This is a genomic window from Ruegeria sp. BHSB196 (assembly GCF_059613135.1).
Window position 1 is genome coordinate 13,763 of sequence record NZ_JBXWRY010000032.1, and the last position, 22,843, is coordinate 36,605.

General features: G+C 63.5%; 19 protein-coding genes. 7 read left to right on the forward strand and 12 right to left on the reverse strand.

All coding sequences use genetic code 11. The features are described 5' to 3' along the window. Nucleotides 1–56: 56 nt before the first annotated feature. The 9 genes from AC2FNJ_RS14960 to pyrH all read right to left on the reverse strand — a co-directional run bounded on the left by AC2FNJ_RS14960 (nt 57) and on the right by pyrH (nt 10,700). On the reverse strand, nt 57–779 hold the full coding sequence (locus AC2FNJ_RS14960; RefSeq protein ID WP_496765346.1) for an alanyl-tRNA editing protein: 723 nt from the start codon (nt 777–779) through the stop codon (nt 57–59). Beyond that, nucleotides 769–3,207: a DUF3772 domain-containing protein gene (locus AC2FNJ_RS14965; protein WP_496765348.1), complete on the reverse strand. Its 2,439-nt coding sequence runs from the start codon at nt 3,205–3,207 to the stop codon at nt 769–771. The genes AC2FNJ_RS14960 and AC2FNJ_RS14965 overlap by 11 nt, the downstream gene beginning before the upstream one ends. Continuing rightward, entirely contained in the window at nt 3,207–4,241 is a 1,035-nt protein-coding gene (locus tag AC2FNJ_RS14970; protein WP_496765350.1) for a cysteine synthase A, read from the reverse strand. The genes AC2FNJ_RS14965 and AC2FNJ_RS14970 overlap by 1 nt, the downstream gene beginning before the upstream one ends. An 81-nt stretch (nt 4,242–4,322) precedes the next feature. Beyond that, on the reverse strand, nt 4,323–5,444 hold the full coding sequence (locus AC2FNJ_RS14975; RefSeq protein ID WP_496765352.1) for an NUDIX domain-containing protein: 1,122 nt from the start codon (nt 5,442–5,444) through the stop codon (nt 4,323–4,325). A 30-nt stretch (nt 5,445–5,474) separates the two neighbouring features. Then, on the reverse strand, nt 5,475–5,915 hold the full coding sequence (locus tag AC2FNJ_RS14980; protein WP_496765354.1) for a TrgA family protein: 441 nt from the start codon (nt 5,913–5,915) through the stop codon (nt 5,475–5,477). A gap of 15 nt (nt 5,916–5,930) precedes the next feature. After that, entirely contained in the window at nt 5,931–7,139 is a 1,209-nt protein-coding gene (locus AC2FNJ_RS14985) for a class I SAM-dependent methyltransferase (protein ID WP_496765355.1), read from the reverse strand. A 48-nt stretch (nt 7,140–7,187) separates the two neighbouring features. Then, the gene (locus tag AC2FNJ_RS14990; RefSeq protein ID WP_496765356.1) at nt 7,188–8,636 is read right to left on the reverse strand and encodes a cryptochrome/photolyase family protein; all 1,449 of its coding nucleotides are present in this window, start codon (nt 8,634–8,636) and stop codon (nt 7,188–7,190) included. Nucleotides 8,637–8,684: 48 nt separating this feature from the next. Beyond that, nucleotides 8,685–9,908 (reverse strand): aminotransferase class V-fold PLP-dependent enzyme, encoded by a 1,224-nt coding sequence (locus tag AC2FNJ_RS14995; protein ID WP_496765358.1) that lies wholly within the window; start codon nt 9,906–9,908, stop codon nt 8,685–8,687. A gap of 102 nt (nt 9,909–10,010) precedes the next feature. Further along, nucleotides 10,011–10,700: a UMP kinase gene (gene pyrH / locus AC2FNJ_RS15000; RefSeq protein WP_496765380.1), complete on the reverse strand. Its 690-nt coding sequence runs from the start codon at nt 10,698–10,700 to the stop codon at nt 10,011–10,013. A 174-nt stretch (nt 10,701–10,874) separates the two neighbouring features. Here pyrH and miaA point away from each other — a divergent pair, with 174 nt between their 5' ends. From miaA to AC2FNJ_RS15025, 5 genes are all read left to right on the forward strand, one after another. Continuing rightward, a complete protein-coding gene (gene miaA, locus AC2FNJ_RS15005) occupies nt 10,875–11,768 on the forward strand; it encodes a tRNA (adenosine(37)-N6)-dimethylallyltransferase MiaA (RefSeq protein ID WP_496765359.1) in 894 nt (297 codons plus the stop codon). 352 nt (nt 11,769–12,120) lie between these two features. Continuing rightward, on the forward strand, nt 12,121–13,791 hold the full coding sequence (locus tag AC2FNJ_RS15010) for an ABC transporter substrate-binding protein (RefSeq protein WP_496765361.1): 1,671 nt from the start codon (nt 12,121–12,123) through the stop codon (nt 13,789–13,791). A 137-nt stretch (nt 13,792–13,928) separates the two neighbouring features. Continuing rightward, the gene (locus AC2FNJ_RS15015; RefSeq protein ID WP_496765362.1) at nt 13,929–14,975 is read left to right on the forward strand and encodes an ABC transporter permease; all 1,047 of its coding nucleotides are present in this window, start codon (nt 13,929–13,931) and stop codon (nt 14,973–14,975) included. 13 nt (nt 14,976–14,988) lie between these two features. Beyond that, on the forward strand, nt 14,989–16,452 hold the full coding sequence (locus AC2FNJ_RS15020; RefSeq protein ID WP_496765363.1) for an ABC transporter permease: 1,464 nt from the start codon (nt 14,989–14,991) through the stop codon (nt 16,450–16,452). Between the two features lie 95 nt (nt 16,453–16,547). Continuing rightward, nucleotides 16,548–18,635 (forward strand): dipeptide ABC transporter ATP-binding protein, encoded by a 2,088-nt coding sequence (locus AC2FNJ_RS15025; RefSeq protein WP_496765364.1) that lies wholly within the window; start codon nt 16,548–16,550, stop codon nt 18,633–18,635. Between the two features lie 85 nt (nt 18,636–18,720). On the opposite strand, the gene AC2FNJ_RS15030 is transcribed toward AC2FNJ_RS15025, so the two are convergent. Continuing rightward, nucleotides 18,721–19,299, reverse strand: coding sequence for a lytic transglycosylase domain-containing protein (locus AC2FNJ_RS15030; protein ID WP_496765365.1), 579 nt, complete (start codon nt 19,297–19,299; stop codon nt 18,721–18,723). Nucleotides 19,300–19,491: 192 nt separating this feature from the next. On the opposite strand from AC2FNJ_RS15030, the gene ssb reads away from it, so the two are divergent. Both ssb and AC2FNJ_RS15040 read left to right on the forward strand, forming a co-directional pair. Beyond that, a complete protein-coding gene (gene ssb, locus AC2FNJ_RS15035; protein WP_496765366.1) occupies nt 19,492–19,980 on the forward strand; it encodes a single-stranded DNA-binding protein in 489 nt (162 codons plus the stop codon). 15 nt (nt 19,981–19,995) lie between these two features. Then, nucleotides 19,996–21,066, forward strand: coding sequence for a site-2 protease family protein (locus AC2FNJ_RS15040; RefSeq protein ID WP_496765367.1), 1,071 nt, complete (start codon nt 19,996–19,998; stop codon nt 21,064–21,066). A gap of 11 nt (nt 21,067–21,077) precedes the next feature. Here the strand turns inward: AC2FNJ_RS15040 and aroB are convergent, their stop codons facing one another. Together aroB and AC2FNJ_RS15050 are read right to left on the reverse strand one after the other, a co-directional pair. Further along, nucleotides 21,078–22,190, reverse strand: coding sequence for a 3-dehydroquinate synthase (gene aroB / locus AC2FNJ_RS15045; RefSeq protein WP_496765382.1), 1,113 nt, complete (start codon nt 22,188–22,190; stop codon nt 21,078–21,080). Further along, complete coding sequence (locus AC2FNJ_RS15050; protein WP_496765369.1) at nt 22,190–22,777, reverse strand: shikimate kinase; 588 nt, start codon at nt 22,775–22,777, stop codon at nt 22,190–22,192. The genes aroB and AC2FNJ_RS15050 overlap by 1 nt, the downstream gene beginning before the upstream one ends. Nucleotides 22,778–22,843: the final 66 nt, after the last annotated feature.

The following is a 22,843-nucleotide window of genomic DNA, read 5'->3' on the forward strand; positions in this document are numbered from 1 at the left end:
GTGTCGGCGTTATTTGGACGATCAGACCGGAATTTGCAAGGGGCCAATCCGGGGATTCACGGCTCCAGATGCAGATAGACCCGACGGTTCTGCCGGCCCTTTTTCTCGATCTTTCCCAGCCGGATGCGCCCGATCTCGCCGGTGCCGGCCACATGCGTGCCGCCGCAGGGCTGCAGATCGACCCGATCCGCGCCCTGCCCGATTCCGATCAGCCGCACCCGGCCCGATCCGCGCGGCGGCGCCACCGACATCGTCTTGACCAGAGTTGGGTTGGCATCCAGCTCCGCCTCGGTGATCCAGTCCTGTGTCACCGCGAGATCCCGGTCGATCAAAGCCTGAAGCTCCGCCTGCAATGCGTCCTTGTCGGACGGAGCCTCGGGCATGTTGAAATCCAGTCGCCCCTTTTCTGCCCCGACGGATCCGCCCGTCACTTCGAGCGGTATCACGACGGACAGAAGATGCAGCGCCGTATGTACGCGCATGTGGCCATACCGCCGCGCCCAGTCCAGCTCCTGAATCACCTCCGTGCCGACCGGCGGCAGGTCGCTCCCCTCGGTCAACGTCAACGCGATGGCATCCCCTTCGCCCTTGGTTGCGGTCGTGACGCCGGCCCGTCCGTCCTGCCATGTCAAACCACCGGAATCGCCCGGCTGTCCGCCCCCGGTCGGATAGAACACGGTCCGATCGAGGATCACGCCGCCTTCGGAAGTGTGGCCGACAACCGTGCCCGTCGCCCGGCGTAAATAGGCGTCTTCCCGAAACAGGGGTTCAGTCGTCATCGCCGCCTCCGGTTTCCAGGTCCGCTTCCGTCATCTCGATCGGGCCCTCGGTGCGGGCCGGTGTGGCCTCCTTCCCGTCCGGGCGATCCGATCCGGGCGGTGTCCCCTCCGCTCCGGCGCGCAGGGTCTCGGGGTTGCGCAGCCACACGTCGCGCTGCGCAAAGGGAATCTCGATTCCTTCTTCGACGAAACGGCGGTTGATTTCGTGGTTCATGTCGGATCTGACCGAAAGCACCCAGTTCACGTCGCGCAGGATCGCCCGGATCTCGAAATCCAGCGAATCCGCGCCGAAACCCTGGAACACGATGTTGGGCGCCGGATTGGCCAGAACCATGGGATGCGCGTTCGCGACCTCCTTCAGGATTGTCTCCACCTTGCGCGTATCGGTTCCGTACGCCACGCCGACCGGAACGATCACGCGCCCGACGGTATTGCCGCGCGTGTAGTTGGTGACGACGCCGCTGATCAGGTCCGAGTTCGGGATGATCACGTCGGTCCGGTCGAAGGTTTCGATCCGGGTCGAGCGCACCGAAATGTCCCGAACATAGCCCATCATGCCGTTGACATCGATCCAGTCGCCTTTCGAGATCGGGCGTTCGACCAGCAGAATGATTCCGGAAACGAAGTTGGACACGATGGTCTGCAGCCCGAAACCGATACCCACCGACAAGGCGCCGGCCACGATGGCCAGCGACGACAGGTCGAACCCGGCCACGGTGATCGCGACCAGCGCCGCCACGAAAACACCGACATAACCGGTGCCGGCCACGATCGCATTCTGACCGCCCGGGTCGATCTTGGTCTTGGGGAGCAGCGAGTTTCGCAATCCACCTTGCAATAGACGGGTCAAACCATAGCCGATGGCAAAGACCGCCACGAAAGTCAGGAAGTTCGATGGCGATATCGTGACCCCGCCAATGTCGAAACCCTGCAGGATCTGCGACCAGATCTCGCGCAGATCGGCCTCTCTCGCGCCCCAGTAGAGCGCCAGGATGGGCAACGCCACAACGGCCAGAACGAACCCGACCAGGACCGAAAACAGCGAATCCGAAGCCGCCTCGCCCTGTCCGGTGAGCCAGCCATACACGTTGCCCAGAAACCGTTGTACGATCACCAGAGCCGCGATCAGAGCCAGCGTCTTGACGGCCGGAAAGACGATCGCCTCGGCGGCATGGGAATAGCCCAGCACGGCAAGCAGCGGCGAGGCGATGCCCAGCAGGAACATGCCGCGCCGCAGAACCTCGACCATCTGTCCAAAGCCCGCCGCCCGTGGCGACGGTTTGTCATCGCCTTCGCCGCCGTCGTCCTTGTGGCGAATCTGCCTGACGCGCAACAGCACCAGCGCGGTCGCGACGATGACCGGGAACCCGACAACGGCGCGGGTCGCGTCCGAGACGTTCTCGATCTCCTCGAACAGGTTCACGAAATCATGCATTACCAGAAGGATCGCCAGAAGGCTGATATGTACCCGCACCTCCGCGATCTGCGCCGCCGTCAACCTCTGGAACTTGTTCGAGGAGCCCATGACGAAGATCTGGCGCCCGATCCATTCGAAATACAGGATGATCGCGGCCCAGTACGGAACCTGATTCAACACCAGCGTCCCGCGCAGGCCGAGCACACCGCTCAACGACAGCGCGGTGACCAGGCAGAGCACACCGATCCACGGCAGGACGATGCGAAACAGCGACACGATAAAGGTCCACACCCCGGTACCGGCGCCGCCCAGAGAGCGCAGAAAATCCCCGAAACGTTCGACCCAACGTTTGCCGCGCCACAGCAGCACGAAGGCGATCAGGACCAGGATGATGATGACCGGCGCGCGCGACTGCACCTGTTCGCGCGTCACATCGCTGCGGATGTTCGCGACAAACTCGTTCGTCAGGGAAAGCGTCGCGTCCTTGACATCCGACCAGGCCTCAAGCCAGTGGCTCGGGTTCAGCGGCGACGGCCCGCGCGACAACAGTTCCTTGGCCTGACGGTCCCGTATGATCCGGTCGATCTCGTTGATCAGCCCGTTGGCCCGGCTGAACGCCTCTTCCGAAATGATGCGCGGAACGCGCAACTGGTCCAGCTGGCTTTCGAGATGGGTTCGAAGCTGGGCGATGTCCTGCGGTTCTTCCGTTCCATCCTCGGGCTTCGGACCCAAAGCCTTGAGCTGGCTTTCCAGCGTCCGGATTCTCTCGGTGTTGGCGTTGCGCTCGCGGTTGAACGTGTCGCGGTATTGGCTGATTTCGTTCCGCAGGTTCTCCAGCGCAGCCACCGAAGCCCGGTTGGCCTTCACCACCTCTTCCGCCCGCTGCGCGGTCTTGAGCCAGCCCTGGTAAAATTCGGTCTGGGTTTCGGACAGCTGCGCCGAAGCCTGCCCGCTCAACCCAAGCAGCAGGACCGCCGCAGCGACGATCAGCAGCCGGCCCAGCCAGGCCATCACGCGTCCTCGAACACGCCCGGAATACTGCGGGGGGCTTCGGTCATCCAATCCGGGACCGGGAGCTCCTTTTCGCGCAGGAATTGCGGGTTGAACAGTTTGGACTGATAGCGTGTCCCATAGTCGCACAGGATGGTGACGATCGTGTGCCCCGGCCCCATGTCCTTGGCCAGACGCACCGCGCCGGCGATGTTGATCGCGGTCGATCCGCCCATGACCAGCCCCTCTTCGCGCAAGAGAGCGAAGATATAGGGCAAGGCTTCGTCATCCGGCACCTGATAGGCGAAGTCGGGCTTGAACCCTTCGAGGTTCTTGGTGATGCGCACCTGGCCGATCCCTTCGGCAATCGAGCCGCCTTCCATCGCAAGTTCGCCGGTCGTATAATAGCTGTAGAGCGCCGCGCCCATCGGATCGGCCAGACCGATCTTGACCCCCTTGGGCTGCAAGGCGTCCGCGACTCCGGCGATGGTGCCCCCGGACCCGACCGCACAGACGAAGCCATCCACCTTGCCGTTGGTCTGCTCCCAGATTTCCGGTCCCGTGGTTTCCACATGCGCCTGACGGTTCGCCACGTTGTCGAACTGGTTGGCCCAGATCGCGCCGTTCGGTTCCATCTTGTTCAACTCCTCCGCCAGGCGGCGCGAATAGTGGACAAAGTTGTTGGGGTTGCGATACGGCGCGGCGGGCACCTGTACCAGTTGCGCGCCGGCGAGGCGCAGCATGTCCTTTTTCTCTTCGGATTGCGTCTCGGGAATCACGATCACGGTCTTGAATCCCATCGACGCCCCGACAAGCGCCAGGCCGATGCCGGTATTGCCCGCGGTCCCCTCGACAATCGTTCCCCCGGGTTTCAGATCGCCGCGCGCGATGGCGTCGCGGATGATGAACAGGGCCGCACGGTCCTTGACCGACTGACCGGGGTTCATGAACTCGGCCTTTCCGAGGATCTCGCACCCGGTTTCCTCGCTCACGCGGCGCAACCGGATCAAAGGAGTCTTCCCAACGGCGTCCGCCAGATCGCGTGCAATGCGCATGATGCCCTCTTTCGATCAGTTCGATGCCCAGATGTAGCCCTGCCCCCCCGCAACCTCAAGCGCTCTCGGGGCGGATGGGCGTTAATTCCCCTGCCGCAGCCGCGATCGGTTCCGACAGAGCCAATGCGCCAGCGCCAGCAGCGGCAGATCCTTGACCTTGTGTCCGTCCACCATCTCCATCAGCGCATCGAAGGACAGGATCTGGCTGCGGATGTCCTCGCCCTCGGTATCGACACCGCCATTCTCGACTGTCCCGGTCAGATCCGCCAGCCCGACGAAAAGGTGCACGAATTCCGTCGATGAGCCGGTCGAGGCATAGGCGCCGCCGGCATATTCAACCCTGTCCAGCGCCACATGCGCCTCTTCCTGCGCTTCGCGAAACGCCGTTTGCTCGGGCGTTTCGCCGGGATCGATCATGCCGGCGACCGGTTCCCACACCCATGGCTCGGGGTCGCCGATCATGTAGACCGGCGCCCGGAACTGCTCCACCAGCAAGACCGTGTCCCGTTCGGGATCATAGGGCAACACCACGGTCGCCTGTCCGGTCATCAGACCGTTCCGGTTCAGCACCGGACCCATGGTTCCGTCATGCTTTCGGTGCTGAAGCTCCACCTCTTCCATACCGAAATAGTCGACATAGGCATATGTTCTGCGGTGCAGGACGACGTCCTGTTCAATGTCGCGCGGGTCGCCGGTGCGGCGCCGACGGGCCGCCATGCGTGCCCAGGCGCGGGTGCGGATGGCCTTGAAACTGCGGGCGATCTCCGCAGCATCCACCTTGCCGTAATATCCCATGACTTCTTCGGCGGCGAAAACGGTCAGCTCTCCCCAGGCCTCCGCCCAATCGTCGAGCGACCAGAGCGCGCCTTTTTGCCAGCGCCCGCCTTCCGGAAAGAACACCTGCGCCGAGGCGTGCCCACCGTCCGGCAGGTCGAGCCGCCGCGTTTCGAGGTCATAGGCAAACCCGCCCTCATAATAGGTGAGCCGCGCAATGTCCTCGGCGCTCAGTCCCCGCACCAGCACCCCCTCGGCACGCGTGCCGGGGGTTTGCGCGATCATCGGAAAGATCTCGCCCTTGACCGCATAGACCGCATGATCCGCCAGACTGGCGCGCGTCATGTCGATGTCCCGGGCTGGCCGGCCGAGAACGCGCTCCAACAGCGGCGCGTGGCGCAGCGTGCCGTAGAAAAACAGATCGGTCACAGGTCAGAGCTTTCCGTGGTTTGGACAGGGCTACCGCCAGCGCCGCCACGCGGCCTCGGCAATCAGCCCGGACAATACGCCACCGATCAGCAACGTCCAGATGATATGCGGCACCAAAAGGATCTGGCCGAATTCGACCCCGAGCTTGAAGATGGCCAGAACCGCCTCGAACGGGCCGTCATATCGGTGGCGCATCGCCAGCCGGAACATCTCGTAACAGCCCTGCACGAACAGGCCCCAGAACACCAGGGCGGCCATGCCGGTCAGCCCGTTGTTGATCGCCCAGGTCGTACCCCGTCCGACGCGCCGGCCCATGATGACCCAGCCGCACAAGATGCCAAGTCCGACGTTCACAAGGGTGAAATAGCCGAAATCGGTGCCTTCCGGCTTGGCATCCATGACCTGACCCGACACCACGAAGGCAAGCACGGCCAGACAGATGGCAGCGACGAGACGGGAAGCGGTGGGCATGTCTGTGGTCCGGCGTTAGCTTGGTCTTGCAACTGTGATCTGTGTCACATCGCAATTGCCGGTGTCAAAGGCTGCGCCGCAGGAGGTGAGATAAAAATTCCACATGCGGCGAAAACGCTCGTCAAAGCCCAGCGCCGCGATCTGCTCCCATTTCTCGTTGAAGGTCTCGTGCCACCGCCGCAGCGTCAGGTCATAGCTCTTGCCGAATTCCTTCGACCGCACCACGTTGAGCCCGGCCCGTTCGATCTGCTGGCGCAGCACCTTCGGAGCCGGCAGCATCCCGCCGGGAAAGATGTGCTTCTGAATGAAATCCACGCCGTTGCGGTACAGTTCCCATCGCTTGTCCGCGACGGTGATGATCTGCAGGGTCGCGTTCGCGCCCGGTTTCAGTCTTTCGCGCACCGCATCGAAATACACCGGCCAGTATTTCTGGCCAACCGCCTCGAACATTTCGATCGAGGCCACGCCGTCATAGGTGCCGCGCTCGTCCCGGTAGTCTTGAAGCTTGAATTGAACGGAATCTGAAAGACCCGCCTTTTCAATTCTTTGCGTCGCGTACTTGAACTGCTCTTGGCTGATGGTCAGCCCGGTGACCCGCAGACCGCGTTCCTTGGCGGCATATTCCGCAAAGCCGCCCCAGCCGCATCCGATTTCCAGAACGTGGTCGCCGGGCCGCGCGCCCATTTCGTCGATCAGGCTGGCATATTTCGCGGTCTGCGCCTTTTCCAGGCTTTCCTGCCCCGTTTCAAAGATCGCGCTGGAATAGGTCATCGTTTCGTCCAGCCACAGGCTGTAGAAATCGTTCCCCAGATCGTAGTGATAGGAGATGTTCCTTTTGGCCTGCTCCTTGTGGTTGCGCTGAAGCCAGAACCGGAACCGTTCGTAGGCGCGCACTAGAAACTGGCCCGGAAAATCGTCATAGACCGTTTCATTGTCCAGATTGACCAGATCCATGAAGGCGCGCAGATCGGGCGTACTCCAGTCGCCATCGAGATAGGCGTCCGAAAAACCCAGGTCTCCTTCGCGGATCAGCCGCGCGAACACGTCCGGATTGTGGACATCGATCCGGGCCACCGGTCCGGGTTCCCGGCCCTCGGCCCGAAAGATCCGCCCATCCGGCATGGCAATGTCCAAACGCCCGGCCCGCATGCTCTGGAGCATTTTCATGACCTGGGTGAAATAGCGCGGCAGGTCGTTCTGCCCTTCTGTCGTCGTCAGGATCATCCGCTCTCCCCGTTGCGGTGCGATTACAGGCTAGGCGCAGATCGAAAATCAGGCAAGCGCCGCGTTTTCCAAGCCATTCTTCCACATCTCGTATGCTGACAGCGCCCGCTTGCGGCCTGCGTCCAGTCCGACAACAGGCTGAGGATAGTCGTCCTGCGCGGACAGCTTCCAGCGCGCCGGGATGGCCCGGAAATAGTCTCGGGCGGTTTCGGGCGGCTCGGCCTGACCTTCGGCAATCCACCGCGCGACATACCGACCCTCGGGATCGAATTTCTGCGCCTGCAGGTCGGGATTGAAGACCCGGAAATACGGCGCCGCATCCGGGCCACTGCCCGCCACCCACTGCCAGCCCAGCGCATTCGCGGCCGGATCCCAGTCGATCAGGCAGTCGGCAAACCAATCCAGCCCGATTCTCCAATGGGTCATCAGATGCTTGGTCAGATAGCTGGCCACGATCATCCGGGCGCGGTTGTGCATCCGCCCGGTCACGTACATTTCGCGCAATCCGGCATCGACGATGGCAACCCCGGTGCGTGCGCGCTTCCAGGCCAGGACATGCGGGTGATCGGCGTCGGTGTTCCACGGAAACGCCTGCCAGCCGGGTTTCCAGTTCAGGGTCAGAAGTCCGGGCGTGTGATACATCAGGTGGTAGGAAAATTCCCGCCACACCAGCTGCCGCAGATACCCTTCTGCGCCGGCCACACCCGTTTCCCGCGCCCGGATCGCCGCGTGCCAGATCGCGCGCGGACCGATTTCGCCCAACGACAGGTATTCGGACATGCCCGAGGTCGCGCCGAGATCAAGCCGGTCGCGACACGTGTCATATTCCGGGACTCCTTCGGCAAGAAAACGTTCGAGCCGGTCGCGGGCCGCGTCTTCCCCCGGATCAACATGAGGGCGCATGATTGCCGCGCCCCGCCGCATCGACCGCTCCAGCCGCCAGTCCTCCAGCCGCTCCGAAGCGGGCCAGCGCACGGGCGCTGGGATGCGTGATGCGGCGGGCAGCGGCGCAGGCACGTCGCGGGTTCTGACTTCGCGCCACATCGGCGTGAACACCTTGAAATATCCGCCTGATTTCGTTTCGACCGTCCAGGGTTCGAACAGCAGGTGCCCCGGATGCGACCGCGCTTCGATGCCCAGCCGTTTCAGGTCTGACTTGATCGCGGTATCGCGCCGGATCGACTCGGGATCATAGGCGCGGGTCCAGTGAACCGCCGTGGCCCCGGTGTCCGCGATCACCGCGCGCAACACGTCGCGTGCGTTTCCGCGGCGCAGGATCAGCTTGCTGCCACGGCCGCCAAGCGCCTTGGCCAAAACCTCCAGCCCCAGTCCCAGACGCCATTTCGGCGCCGAGCCCAGACTGTCAGCCACGTCGTCCAGAATGAACACGGGGATGACCGGTGCGCCCGCGCGCACCGCCTCGGTCAGCCCCGGATGGTCCGAAAGCCTCAGATCGCGGCGAAACCAGAAGATCGCCGGTTTGGTCCCTGTGTCCATGCCCGCCCTCGCATTATGCCCTGCTTACGTGGCGCGGGCGGGCGCGGATCACAAAACCCGGTCCAGCGCGTCGATCAGCCGGTCGATCTCGGCCCGCGTGGTGTAGTGGGTGAAGCTGACCCGCAGCACGCCTTCCTGCGGATCGACGCCCATCGCGCGCAGCGGACGCACGGCGTAGAAATCCCCGCCACAGGCCATGATGCCGTGTTCGGCAAGCCGTTCCGCCACCGGTTCCGCCGGCCCGTTCAGGGCCAGCGCCACCGTCGGCGCGCGCCGTTCCGCCTCGGACGGCCCGATCAGCCGCACGGCATTTCGGTCCTTGACCGCGTCGAGCAGCGGTTGGAGCAGATCGGCCTCGTATCCGCGCATCAGATCGTGGACGAACGCGCCGCGCTCCACCGCCCCCGAGGCCGGTCCGCCGTGATGGTCGCAAATCAGATCGACGTAATCCGCCATGCCGGCACTGGCCGCGATCTGCGCGTGATCCGGCCCGGCCGGCGTGAACCGCTTGTAGAGCACATCGGCGTTGAAGAAATGCGCCTGGTTCGGCAGCAGCCGTCCCAGCGCGCGCCGGATCACCATGCAGCCCTGATGCGGGCCATAGGTCTTGTAGGCGGAAAACAGATAGATGTCCGGGCCGAGATCGCCGACATTGGGAAAGCCGTGCGGCGCATAGGACACGCCATCGACGCAGACGAAAGCCCCGGCGGCATGGGCGATCGCGGTGATCTCGGTCACCGGATTGATCTCGCCGATGACGTTCGAACAATGCGGGAAACAGACCAACCGCACCTTTTCGTCCAGAAGATTCTCAAGATCCTGGGGATCGAGGGAACCAGTCTCGGGATCGATCTGCCATTCTCGGATCTCGATTCCGTCATCCGCCAACCGCCGCCAGGGCCCGGAATTCGCCTCGTGATCCTGATTGGTCACGATGATCGCCTCGCCCGGCTGCATCCATTTGCGGAAGGCCTGCGCCAGGACATAGGTGTTCTGCGTGGTGGAAGGGCCAAAGCTCAATTCGTCCGTCTCGACGCCCAACAAGGCGGCCATGCGCTGCCGGGCCTCGTCCATCTCGGCGCCGGCCAATCGGCTCGCCTCGTAGGGTGCATAGGGCTGGACCTTGCGTTGCGTGTAGAACCGTGTCAGCCGGTCGATGACCGGCCGACAGGTGTAGGATCCGCCGGCGTTCTCGAAAAAAGCCTGCCCTTGCAGGGCGTTTTCCGCGAACGCAGGAAATTGAGAACGAACGAAATCGATGTCCAGCGCCATTGCTTTCCCCTGTTTTTCGCAAATGGATGCCCGCGACCCGGCGGCAGGTCAAGCACAGTTGCGGCCGATGGTTTCAGGTTTCACGCCAGTTGGGCGAATGCCTTACCCCTGCACCTTGGTATAGGTGCCCTCGCCCGCCAGAATGCCGCGGAACCCGCCGGGTTCGTCCAGCGAGAACACGATGATCGGCAGGTTGTTGTCGCGTGCCAGCGCGATGGCCGAGGCGTCCATGACCCCGAGTCGCTTGGCCAGAACATCGTCGTAGCTCACGGTGTCATAGCGCTTTGCATCGTCGAATTTCGCCGGATCCTTGTCATAGACCCCGTCAACCTTGGTGCCCTTGAAGATCGCCTCGCACCCCATTTCGTTGGCGCGCAGGGTCGCGGCGGTGTCCGTGGTGAAGTAGGGGTTGCCGGTGCCGGCGGCAAAGATGCACACGCGTTTCTTTTCCAGGTGCCGCACGGCGCGGCGGCGGATGTAGGGCTCGCAGACCTGATCCATCGGAATGGCCGAGATCACTCGGGTGAACACGCCCAGAGCTTCCAGAGCGGATTGCATGGCCAGCGCGTTCATGACCGTCGCCAGCATCCCCATGTAGTCGGCGGTTGTCCGCTCCATCCCCTGCGCCGAGCCGGACAGCCCCCGAAAGATGTTGCCGCCGCCGATCACCATGCAGATCTCGACGCCCAGATCGTGCACCGATTTCACCTCTTCCGCGATCCGGTGAACCGTCGGCGGATGCAGGCCGAATCCCTGATCCCCCATCAGCGCCTCGCCGGAGATCTTGAGCATGACCCTCTTGAATTTCGTCGCCGGCCGTTGGGTTTCGGGCTGATCGATGGTTGCTTGGACGTTTGAAGAGGTCATGTTGCGCTCCGCTGCGGCACCGGTTTATTTTCCGGCGCAAAATGAAGCAAAAGACCCGCAGGTTCAATGCGGCTTGACCGGGAACGAGGCGAACGCGCAATGGCGGCCGACCGAACCACTCGAATGCTGGACCGGCTTCCCCCGATCCCGCCTGACAAACCGGTCCTGATCGCCGGCCCCACCGCCTCGGGAAAATCCGCCCTGGCACTGGCCATCGCCCAGCGGCACGGCGGCGTCATCGTCAACGCGGATGCCAGTCAGGTCTACGGTTGTTGGCGGATCGTCACGGCCCGACCCTCGATCGAGGACGAGGCGCTGGCGCCGCATCGTCTCTACGGTCATGTCGCCTGGGACGCGGCCTATTCCGCCGGGCACTGGCTGCGCGAGGTCGCTCCCCTGCTCTCCGGCGGTCCCCGGCCGATCATCGTCGGAGGAACCGGTCTCTATTTCACGGCCCTGACCGAGGGCATGGCCGACATCCCCCCGACGCCGCCCGAGGTCCGGGACCGGGCCGATCGTCTGACGCTGCGCGACCTGACCGCCGAGCTGGATCGGGCAACGGCGGCCCGCATCGACCTGAACAACCGCGCGCGTGTGCAACGGGCTTGGGAAGTGCAACAGGCAACCGGCCGGCCGCTGGCCGACTGGCAGGCCGAAACGCCGGCGCCGCTCTTGCCGCTCGACCGGGCGGTGCCCCTGGTCTTCGATGCCGACAAAGACTGGCTGAACGACCGCATCGCCCGCCGGTTCGACCAGATGATCGCCCAGGGCGCCCTGAACGAGGTCGAAGCGATGCGGGACCGCTATGACCCCTCCCTGCCGTCCTGCAAGGCAATCGGGGTGCCGGAACTGATGGCGGTTCTGAGCGGCAGCCTCTCCCTGGAGGAAGCCCGGATGCGGGCGACCATCTCCACCCGGCAATTCGCCAAGCGCCAGCGCACCTGGTTCCGCGCCCGCATGAAGACCTGGCATCGCATTGATTCGGCTTGCTGATTCTCGGACCCGACGCGCCGCAGCCATGCGGCCGAGCCGGAAACCGGCCCGATGAAAGCACGGGGTCGCCTTGTCGTAAACTGGCGCTGGCCAGGGGTGAATTCGTGTCCGTTTCAGCCCTATCCGCCTTGTCTGCAAGGGCTCTTCGGTTTCCGGCGAATCATCTCACAATGTCGTTTTTGTCCCATTGATGACGATTCCCATCATTGACCTATGTTAAATTCTGGTGCGGAATACCGAGCATGGGGATGTTTACGTTCCAAAACACGGCAACCGCGGAACCGGGCGACCCGACTGGTCGCACTGCGTTCCTGAAACCCTCCAAGAATAAATGCGTCACAGGGAGACATTCATGACACATAAGACAACGACTGGAGCACCGGTGCACTGGGCTGCGGAAATGCACGCTCAGGAATACCGGGACGGCAAGCTGAGCCGTCGAGAGTTCCTGACCCGCGCCACCGGCCTAGGCGTCACCGCCGCCGCGGCCTATGGGATGATCGGCCTGCCGGCCCCGGCCCATGCCGCGGGCGAGGATGCCAAGAAGGAAGGCGGCACCTTGCGCGTTCAGGCACAAGTTCGCGCGCTCAAGGATCCGCGCACCTATGACTGGTCGGAAATGGGCAACCAAAGCCGCGGCACATTGGAATACCTGGTCGAGTACAACTCGGACGGCACGTTCCGCGGCATGCTGCTGGAAGGCTGGGAGATCAACGAGGACGCGACCCAGTACACGCTGAAGGTCCGTCAGGGCGTGAAGTGGAACAATGGCGACGACTTCACGGCCGACGACGTGGCCCGCAACATCGCGCGCTGGTGCGACAAGAGCTCGGAAACCAACTCGATGGCCGGTCGTTTCGCGACCCTCGTCGATGCGGACAGCGGCCAGGCCATCGACGGCGCCATCGAGGTGGTTGACCCCCATACCGTGCGCCTCAACCTGCCGAAATCCGACATCTCGCTGATCGCAGGCATGTCGGACTATCCGGCGGCCATCGTGCACAGCTCGTTCAGCGAAACCGATCTGCTCAACAACGTGGGCACCGGTCCCTACCTGATCGAAGAACTGGAAGTTGGCGTGAAGTGCACGCTCGTGCGCAACGAAAACCACGCCTGGTGGGGCGAGGCCGTCTTTGGCCGCCCGGCGCTCGACCGCATCGAATACATCGATTACGGCACCGATCCGTCCTCGTGGCTGGCGGCGCTGGAATCGGACGAGGTGGACATGCTGCACGAATCCGTCGGTGAGTTCATCGACGTGATGGACAGCCTCGGCTACGTGAAGTCCGAAGTGATCACCATGGGCACCATCGTGATCCGCCCGAACCAGTTGGCCGAGATCGACGGCAAGAAACCCTACGCCGACAAGCGCGTGCGCAAGGCCCTGCAGATGGCGGTCAACAACGATGTCTGCCTGGAACTGGGCTATGGCAACCGGGGATCGACGGCGGAAAACCACCACATGGGTCCGATCCACCCGGAATACCCGGAACTGCCCAAGCAGGAACCCGATCCGGCCGGTGCGATGAAGCTGCTGGAAGAGGCCGGAATGGCCGATTTCGAGCACGAGTTGCTGTCGATCGACGACGATTGGCGCCGCAACACCACCGACGCCGTCGCCGCGCAGTTGCGCGACGCGGGCATCAAGGTCAAGCGGACCGTTCTGCCGGGCAGCACGTTCTGGAACGACTGGGCCAAGTATCCCTACAGCTCGACCAACTGGAACCACCGTCCGCTGGGCGTGCAGATCTGGGCACTGGCGTACAAGTCAGGTGAAGCCTGGAACGAGTTCGGCTGGGCGAACCCGGACTTCGACGCCATCCTCGACGAAGCCTTGGCGATCGCGGATGCCGACAAGCGCCGCGAGGTCGCGGCCAGGGGCGCTGCGCTGATTCAGGAAGAAGGCGTCACGGTGCAGCCCTATTGGCGCGCGCTCTATCGCCACATGAAGGACGGGTTGGTCGGGACCGACATGCACATCTCGTTCGAACACCACCACTACAAGTGGGGTTGGGCGGCGTAAGCCCGGCCTGACGAACCAACTCGGGGCGCCCGCGCAGGGCGCCCCGATCCAGCCGCAGACGAACCGGCGCAGACCGGAGGTCCGAGGCCAGAAAATGGTCCACTGATCTGCGGAACACCCGAACAACAGGGGCCGATATGGGACTTTTCATCCTCAGACGGTTTGGCGTCATGCTGTTGACGGCATTGTGCCTGACCTTCGTGGTCTTCTTTCTGACCAACCTCTACCCGAACCTCGAGAAACTCGCCAAGACACAGGGCAACCAGCGGATGTCCGACGAGCAGGTGCAAGCCTGGCTGGAAAACCGCGGATACCAGCAGCCGATGCTGGTCAAGTATGGCCAATGGCTGGGTGTCATGCCGGGTTTCACCAAGACGCTGGCCGACGGTCAGTTCGTCGGCACCTGCGTGCGCCCCGGCGCCACGCCCGAGACCACGCCGCGGTTCTGCGGCGTGCTGCAGGGGGACTGGGGATACTCCACCGTCTTCAAGGACGAAGTCGGCGGCATCGTCGCCAAGAGGCTGGGAAACACGGGATATCTGATGTTCTGGGTGCTCGTGCTCATGGTTCCCTCGGCCCTGATCGTGGGCGTTCTGGCGGGGATGCGCGAGGGCACGGCGCTCGACCGGTCGCTCTCGACCTTTTCGATCATCACCACCGCGACGCCGGAATACGTGTCGGGCGTGATCTTCATCGCGATCTTCACCTCGTCCACGGTGGGCCTGAAATGGTTCAAGGGCACCGCGACGGAGGCGATGGACAACCCGACCTTCGAGAACTTCTTCCTGCCGGTGCTGACAATCGCGCTCTACGGCATGGGCTACATCGCCCGGATGACCCGCGCCTCGATGACCGAGGTCATGACGGCGCAGTACATCCGCACCGCGCGGCTCAAGGGGGTATCGTTTCCGAACATCGTGATGAAACACGCCCTGCGCAACGCGCTGATCGCCCCGTTCACGGTCATCATGCTCCAGTTCCCGTGGCTTCTGAACGGCGTTGTGATCGTCGAGACGCTGTTCAACTACAAGGGCTTCGGATGGGCGCTGGTACAGGCGGCCGGGAACAACGACATCCAGCTCCTGCTGGCAATTTCGGTCGTGTCGGTCTTCGTGGTCCTGGTGACGCAGCTGATATCGGATATCGGCTATGTCTACCTCAACCCGCGCATCCGGATATCGTAAGGGAGAACAGGACATGGAACCTCTCAGCTGGACCGGCTCTATCGCCTTTCTCAACCCTGTTCTCGTGATCGTCCTTGCGGCGCTGACCCTGTCGATCCTGTTCTGGATCCTCATCAGCATCGTCACCACCGAAGGCCCGGTGATGGTCAATCCCGACGGAACGCTCAAGGCGGCCGTCGGGCCGCGCGGCCTGGCGCAGACCGCCCTGCGATTCACGTTCCTGGCCACCGTCCTGCTGGCGCTGGCCTATATCGTGCTGGGCGTCTTTCTGGGCAGCGGCGCCGGGATCGTCGGCGCGGTATCGCAGCAATTCCTGCCTGTCTGGGTGTCGCTGATCATCGTCTTCGCCATGTCGGTCGCCTTCAAGCGCCGGTTGGGGCTGTACGGCAAGCTGTTCGACAGCCCGGTCGGAATGATCGGGTTCGGACTGGTGATGTTCTGGGTCTTCACCGGGATCTTCGGAGCCCTCGACCTGATCGTGACCCATGACCCGCTGGTGCAGCTTTCGGGCATGAAGAACAAGGTGCCCGGAACGCCGCTGCCCAATCTGGAAGAAGGCGAATACCCCTGGTATCTCCTAGGCGGCGACAACCTGGCGCGCGACGTTTTCAGCCGCATGGTCAAGGGCGCCTGGATCGTGGTGCAGATCGCGCCGCTTGCGACGCTGTTCGCCTTCATGGTCGGCATCACGCTGGGTCTGCCCGCAGGGTACTACGGCGGACGTCTCGACACGCTCCTGTCCTTCCTGGCCAATCTGATCCTCGCCTTCCCGGTGATCCTGCTGTTCTACCTGCTGGTAACGCCCGAGATCATCGCGACCGGCGTGCCCAACTACATGGCGGCCGTGCTGTTCGTCTTCCCCATTGTCTTCATCGGGGTGCTGCTGAATTCGCGCTATTACACGCGGCCGAATTTCCGCACACCGCTGCTGATCGGCGTGCTGGGCGTCGCGGTTTGGCTGTACCTGTCGCTGATCTCGACCGGCGGATACGTGATCAACACCAAGGACTATGCGATCTGGGGCCTGCCGACCTTCATGGATCTGTTCGACGTGCCCGGCGGCATCCTCGTGGTGTTCGTTTCGGTTGTCTTCGTGAACTCGCCCACGGTGTTCCGGATCGTCCGGGGCCTGGCGATGGACATCAAGACCCGCGACTATGTGGCGGCCGCCCAGACCCGCGGCGAGGGTCCGTGGTACATCATGCTGTGGGAGATCCTGCCCAATGCGCGCGGACCGCTGATCGTCGATTTCTGTCTGCGGATCGGCTATACCACCATCCTGTTGGGAACCTTGGGTTTCTTCGGACTGGGCCTGCCGCCCGAAAGCCCGGACTGGGGCTCGACGATCAACGAAGGGCGCAAGCTCCTGTCGATCTACCTGCATCCCGCGCTGCCGCCGGCCCTGGCCCTGCTCTCGCTGGTGCTCGGCCTGAACCTCCTGGCAGACGGTCTGCGCGAGGAAAGCCTGAAAGACTGATGTGATTGGTGCCGGGGGCGATGCTCCCGGTTCTCTGCCTCAATTTCAACAAGAAGAAGCGGGCCGCTGCCAAGGCTCGGACGGGGAGAACAAGAATGAGCAAACTGGCGGAATATGACGGCCCGATCCTCGAAATAGACAAGCTGTCGATTTCCTTCTTCACCCGCTTGCGGGAAATCCCCGCGGTGATGGATTTCTCGGTCAGCGTGCAACCCGGCGAGGCGGTGGGCCTGGTCGGCGAATCGGGTTGCGGCAAGTCCACCGTCGCGCTCGGGGTCATGCAGGATCTGGGCAAGAACGGCCGCATCGTGGGTGGCACGATCAAGTTCAAGGGCCGCGACATGAGCCAGATGAGCGCAGAGGAACTGCGCGACATCCGCGGCAACGAGATCGCGATGATCTATCAGGAACCCATGGCCTCGCTGAACCCGGCAATGAAGATCGGCAGGCAGCTCATGGAAGTGCCGATGATCCACGAGGGCGTCGGCAAGGAAGAAGCTTACAAGCGGGCGCTGGAGGTGGTCACGGATGTGCGCCTGCCCGATCCCGAACGGATGCTGAATTCCTTCCCGCACCAGCTGTCGGGCGGGCAGCAGCAGCGCATCGTGATCGCGATGGCGCTGATGTCGAAACCGGCGCTGCTGATCCTGGATGAACCCACCACCGCGCTCGACGTGACCGTCGAGGCGGCCGTGGTGGAACTGGTCAAGGATCTGGGCAAGAAATACGGCACCTCGATGCTGTTCATCTCGCACAACCTCGGGCTGGTGCTGGAAACCTGCGACCGGCTCTGCGTGATGTATTCCGGCGAGGCGGTCGAGCGCGGATCGATCGAGGACGTGTTCGACGAAATGCGCCACCCCTACACGCAGGCACTGTTCCGGTCGATCCCCTTGCCGGGCGCCGACAAGAACTCTCGCCCGCTGGTGGCGATTCCGGGCAACTTCCCCCTGCCCCATGAACGCCCGCCGGGCTGCAATTTCGGGCCGCGCTGCGACTATTTCGAAGAAGGCCGCTGCGACGCGCAGGACATCCTGATGCAGGCGGTTCCCGGCAATGACCGGCACCACACGCGCTGTCTCAAGTTCCAGGAAATCGACTGGGACGCGCCGATCACGGCCAGCGAGCAAAAGGACAAGGCCGAAGTCGGCAAGGTCGTCCTGAAAATGGACAACCTCAAGAAATACTACGAGGTCGCCGCGAATGCCCTGTTCGGCGGCGGGGACACGAAGGTGGTCAAGGCCAACGAAACCCTGAGCTTCGAGGCGCACGAATCCGAAACTCTTGCCATCGTGGGCGAATCCGGCTGCGGCAAGTCCACCTTTGCCAAGGTGCTGATGGGGCTCGAAACCGCGACCGACGGCCAGATCCTGCTCGACAACCGCAACATCGAACAGGTGCCGATCGAGGAACGCGACGCCAAGACCGTCGGCGAAGTTCAGATGGTGTTCCAGAACCCGTTCGACACGCTCAATCCGTCGATGACGGTGGGGCGCCAGATCATGCGCGCGCTCGAAATCTTCGGAGTCGGCAATTCCGAGGCCGAGCGCCGGCAGAGAATGCTGGAACTGCTGGATCTGGTGAAACTGCCGCGCGCCTTTGCCGAGCGCATGCCCCGGCAACTGTCAGGCGGCCAGAAACAGCGCGTGGGAATCGCGCGCGCCTTTGCCGGCGATGCGCGCATCGTGGTGGCGGACGAACCGGTTTCGGCGCTGGACGTGTCGGTGCAGGCCGCCGTGACCGACCTGTTGATGGAGATTCAGCGCCAGCACAAGACCACCCTGCTGTTCATCAGCCACGACCTCAGCATCGTGCGGTATCTCAGCGACCGGGTGATGGTGATGTATCTGGGGCATGTCGTCGAACTGGGTTCGACCGACCAGGTCTTCAACCCGCCCTATCATCCCTATACCGAGGCGTTGCTGTCGGCGGTGCCGATCGCCGACACGTCGGTCGAAAAGAAGCACATCGTTCTGGAAGGCGACATTCCCTCGGCGATGAACCCGCCGCCGGGTTGCCCGTTCCAGACCCGGTGCCGCTGGAAATCCGAGGTTCCGGGCGGCCTGTGCGAAAAAGAGGTTCCACCGACCAAAACGCTGGCCGAAGGGCATCAGGTCAAATGTCACCTGTCCGACGAGGTGCTCGCCCAGATGGAGCCTGTCATCAAGATCGCCGCCGAATAGCGCGGCGATCTGGCTGCTCCGGGTTCAAGCCGCCGGTCGCGCGCTGCGGCCGGTCGCGCGTCAATCAGGCCGTTGGGCGCGGGAGTCAGCCGCCCCAGATCGCCTTGACGTAATTCTGGGTTTCCTCATACGGGGGAACACCGCCGTGCTTTTCCACGGCTTCTGGACCGGCGTTGTAGGCCGCCAGCGCCAGCCGCCAGGATTTGAACTTGCGGAACTGCCAGGACAGGTAACGCGCGCCGCCTTCAAGGTTCTGTTTGGGATCATGAGGATTGACGCCCAGCAAATCGGCGGTCTGCGGCATCAACTGCGCCAGCCCCAGGGCCCCCTTGTGAGATTTTGCGTGCGGGTTCCAGCCGGATTCCTGCTGAACCAGCCGCAGGAACAGCTCTTCGGGCACGTCGTGCAGCCGGGCGGCCGCCCGTGCCATCTCCAGGTACTGGCCGCGATACTTGCCCGAATACCGCTTGTCGAAGCCACCCTGCGCGCCTTTCGGCTTCAGCCGTTCGGAATCCTTGTACTGGACCGCCGCGCGGCTGTCCAAGACCTTTGCCTGATTGCGGAAAATGTCGAGCCGGTTCTTGGTAGACAGAACATCGGCCTGCACCGGAATCGATGCAAGTACCAGAGAACCGATGACAAAACCGCCAAAAAACCTGTGCATTCACATATGCCTGGTCGTTGAACCTCGGCGGCCAGTATAGGAGATTCGGGTCGAATTGGAAGCAAGGCCAAACCGTCCGGCCAGCATGTGTTGCCCATGAACGGAGTTTTAACCATGCCGCAGGACGTATAGGGTCACGTGGACGGATCGTGCAGATTCGGAAGGTATCGAGACAACAGGACGGGGAAATTCATGGCTGGCTCAGTCAACAAAGTCATTCTGGTCGGAAATCTGGGCCGCGATCCCGAGGTTCGCTCGTTCCAGAACGGCGGCAAGGTCTGCAACCTGCGCATCGCGACTTCGGAGAGCTGGAAAGACAGAAATACCGGCGAACGGCGGGAAAAGACCGAATGGCACTCGGTGGCGATCTTTTCCGAGCCGCTGGCGCGGATCGCCGAGCAATATCTGCGCAAGGGATCGAAGGTCTATGTCGAAGGCCAGCTGGAAACCCGCAAATGGCAGGACCAGTCCGGGCAGGACCGCTACACGACCGAGGTCGTGCTGCGTCCGTACCGGGGCGAGCTGACGCTGCTCGACAGCCGCGGCGACGGCGGCGGCGGCTATGGCGGCGGTCAGTCCGGCAGCTATGGCGGCGGTTCCCAAGACGATCCCTACGGTGCCCCCGCCGGCAGCCCCGCCCCCGCATCCGGAGGGATCGACGACGACGAAATCCCGTTCTAGGACCGGAGGGAAGAAATGACATGGTCCTTCTCGCTCGGCCGCCTGCTCGGTTCGGAACTGCGGGTCCATGTCACCTTCTTCCTGCTGCTGGCCTGGGTCGGCTTTTCGGCCTATTCCGCGGGCGGCTGGCCCGCGGCGGTGGAAAACATTCTCTTTGTCCTGGTTCTGTTCGCCTGCGTCGTCGCGCATGAATTCGGCCACGCCCTGATGGCGCGCCGGTACGGCATCCGGACCCCCGACATCACGCTCTTGCCCATCGGCGGCCTGGCGCGGCTGGAGCGGATGCCGGAAAAGCCGATGCAGGAGGTTCTGGTGGCGCTCGCCGGTCCGGCGGTGAACGTTGTGATCTGGGGTGTGCTGGTCCTCTTCGGCGCCGGGATGAATATGGAGGCCCTGGCCCGGATCGACTCGGCGCATACCGACCTGCTCAGCCGGCTTGCCTTCGTGAACCTGTTTCTGGCCCTGTTCAACATGATACCGGCCTTTCCGATGGACGGCGGCCGGGTGTTCCGGGCGCTTCTGTGCCTGACCATGGATCGGGTCAAGGCAACCCGGGTCGCGGCGCTTGCCGGTCAGGTCGTGGCCTTCCTGCTGGGGTTTGCCGGGCTCAGTACGGGCAATCCGATCCTGGTCCTGATCGCCCTCTTCGTCTTCATCGCGGCCAATGCCGAAAGCCAGGACGTCGCGATGCGCTCGGTCGCGCGGCGGATGCTGGCCCGCGACGCCATGATCACCAGTTTCGAGGCGCTGTCGCCGACCGACACCCTGGCGACCGCTGCACAGGCCGTGATCCACACGACCCAGCACGAGTTTCCGGTGCTGGACGACTCGGGTCATCTGCGTGGCTTCGTCACCCGGGGGCGCCTCTTTGCCGCGCTGGCCGGGGACCATCCGCGCTCGGACCCGGCAACATCGGTCATGGATGAGGACATTCCCGCGGTCGGCCTGACATCGGGGCTGGAATCCGTCCTCGACGCGCTGCACAAGGGCGCGCCGGCCGTCGCTGTTTGTACTGAAAGCGGACGGATGGTGGGCTATATCACGCGCGAGAATATCGGCGAACTCATGGTGATTACCGGACGGTAATCCACCTGGGATCAACGGGTTGCCAACGCATCCTCAAGTACCGAAAGCACCGCGCCGCGCGGAACGTCCGAGGTGACGAAGGCCTGTCCGATGCTGCGCGCCAGAATGAACCGAAGCTGCCCGTCCACCACCTTCTTGTCCTGCGCCATCAGATCGAGCAGCGCCCCGGCCCCCGGCAGATCGCCCGGAATATCCGCCAGATCGGTCTTCATCCCCATCGCCTTGAGATGCGCCCGCACCCGGCTGGGCGCTTCCTGCGCACACAGCCCAAGTCGCGCCGACAGCTCGAAGGCCAGCGCACAGCCGATCGCCACGCCCTCGCCATGCAGCAACCGGTCGGAATACCCCGTGGCCGCCTCCAGCGCATGACAAAAGGTATGACCCAGGTTCAGCAGCGCCCGGTCGCCCTGTTCGGTCTCGTCCCGCGCCACGATGTCGGCCTTCATCTGCACGGAACGCGCGACCGCCTGAACGCGCGCCGCCATGTCGCCCGCCGCCAGCGCCGGCCCGTGGGTTTCCAGCCATTCGAAGAACCCGGCATCCCCCAGCAGACCGTATTTCACCACCTCGCCGTACCCCGCCAGGAAATCCCGCCTGGTCATGGTGTCCAGAACTGCGGTGTCGGCCAGCACCAGCGACGGTTGGTGAAACGCGCCGATCAGGTTCTTGCCCTGCGGGGCATTGATCCCGGTCTTGCCGCCGACCGAACTGTCCACCTGCGCCAGCAACGAGGTCGGGATCTGCACGAACCGCACCCCCCGCCGCAGCACCGCCGCCGCAAACCCGGCCAGGTCGCCGATCACGCCGCCGCCGAAAGCGATGACCACATCGCGCCGTTCGACCCTTTCCGCCAACAGCCATTCGACGGCCCGTTCGAAATGCGGCCAGCTCTTGGTCGCTTCGCCGGGCGGCAGCGCCAGCGACACCATGTCGATGCCGGCCCTGTCCAATCCGGCGCGCAGGGCCTCCAGATGCAGGGCCGCCACGGTCTCGTCGGTCAGCACCGCAACTCTGGGCCTTGAAAGCAGCGGCGCGATTCTCGGCCCGGCCTCGGCCAGCAGGTCGGGACCGATCTCGACATCGTAGGATCTTTCGCCCAGGGGGACATGTACGGTTTGATGCATCATTTCCGTTCCAGAACGTCCGGGCGGGTCAGAAGGGCCGCGATCACCCGGTCCACCATGTTGTCGATCGAGGTTTCGCCATCCGAATCCACGATCAGGTCGGCCTTGGCATAGATCGGCACCCGGTCGTCATACAGCGCGCGCAACGTCGCACGCGGATCGGGCGTGCGCAGCAGGGGCCGCGTGTCCTTGTGCCGGACCCGGTTCCAGAGCACGTCCAGCTCGGCCCTGAGCCAGACCGCGACGCCGCGCTCGGAAATCATCCGCCGGTTTTCTTCGCGCAGAAAGGCGCCGCCGCCGGTGGACAGGACGCCCCGCGCTTCGTCCAGCAGGCGGCCGATCACCTGGCTCTCCTTGCGGCGAAAGAACGGCTCCCCGTCGCGTTCGAAGATTTCCGGGATGGTCATGTTGGCCGCGGTTTCGATTTCGGCATCGCTGTCGAGAAACGGAACGCCCAGACGCGCCGCCAACGCCCTGCCCACGGCGGTCTTGCCCGCGCCCATCATGCCCACCATGACCACTGTCTTGTGGAGCGCAAAGGCCGAGCTACGGGCGGTCTGCGTGGAGTTATGCTTAATTTCGCTCATTTCACCGTGAATGACGTGATCTTGGGAAAAATGCCAGTTATAACTTGGTCAAAAGAGCAGAATGGG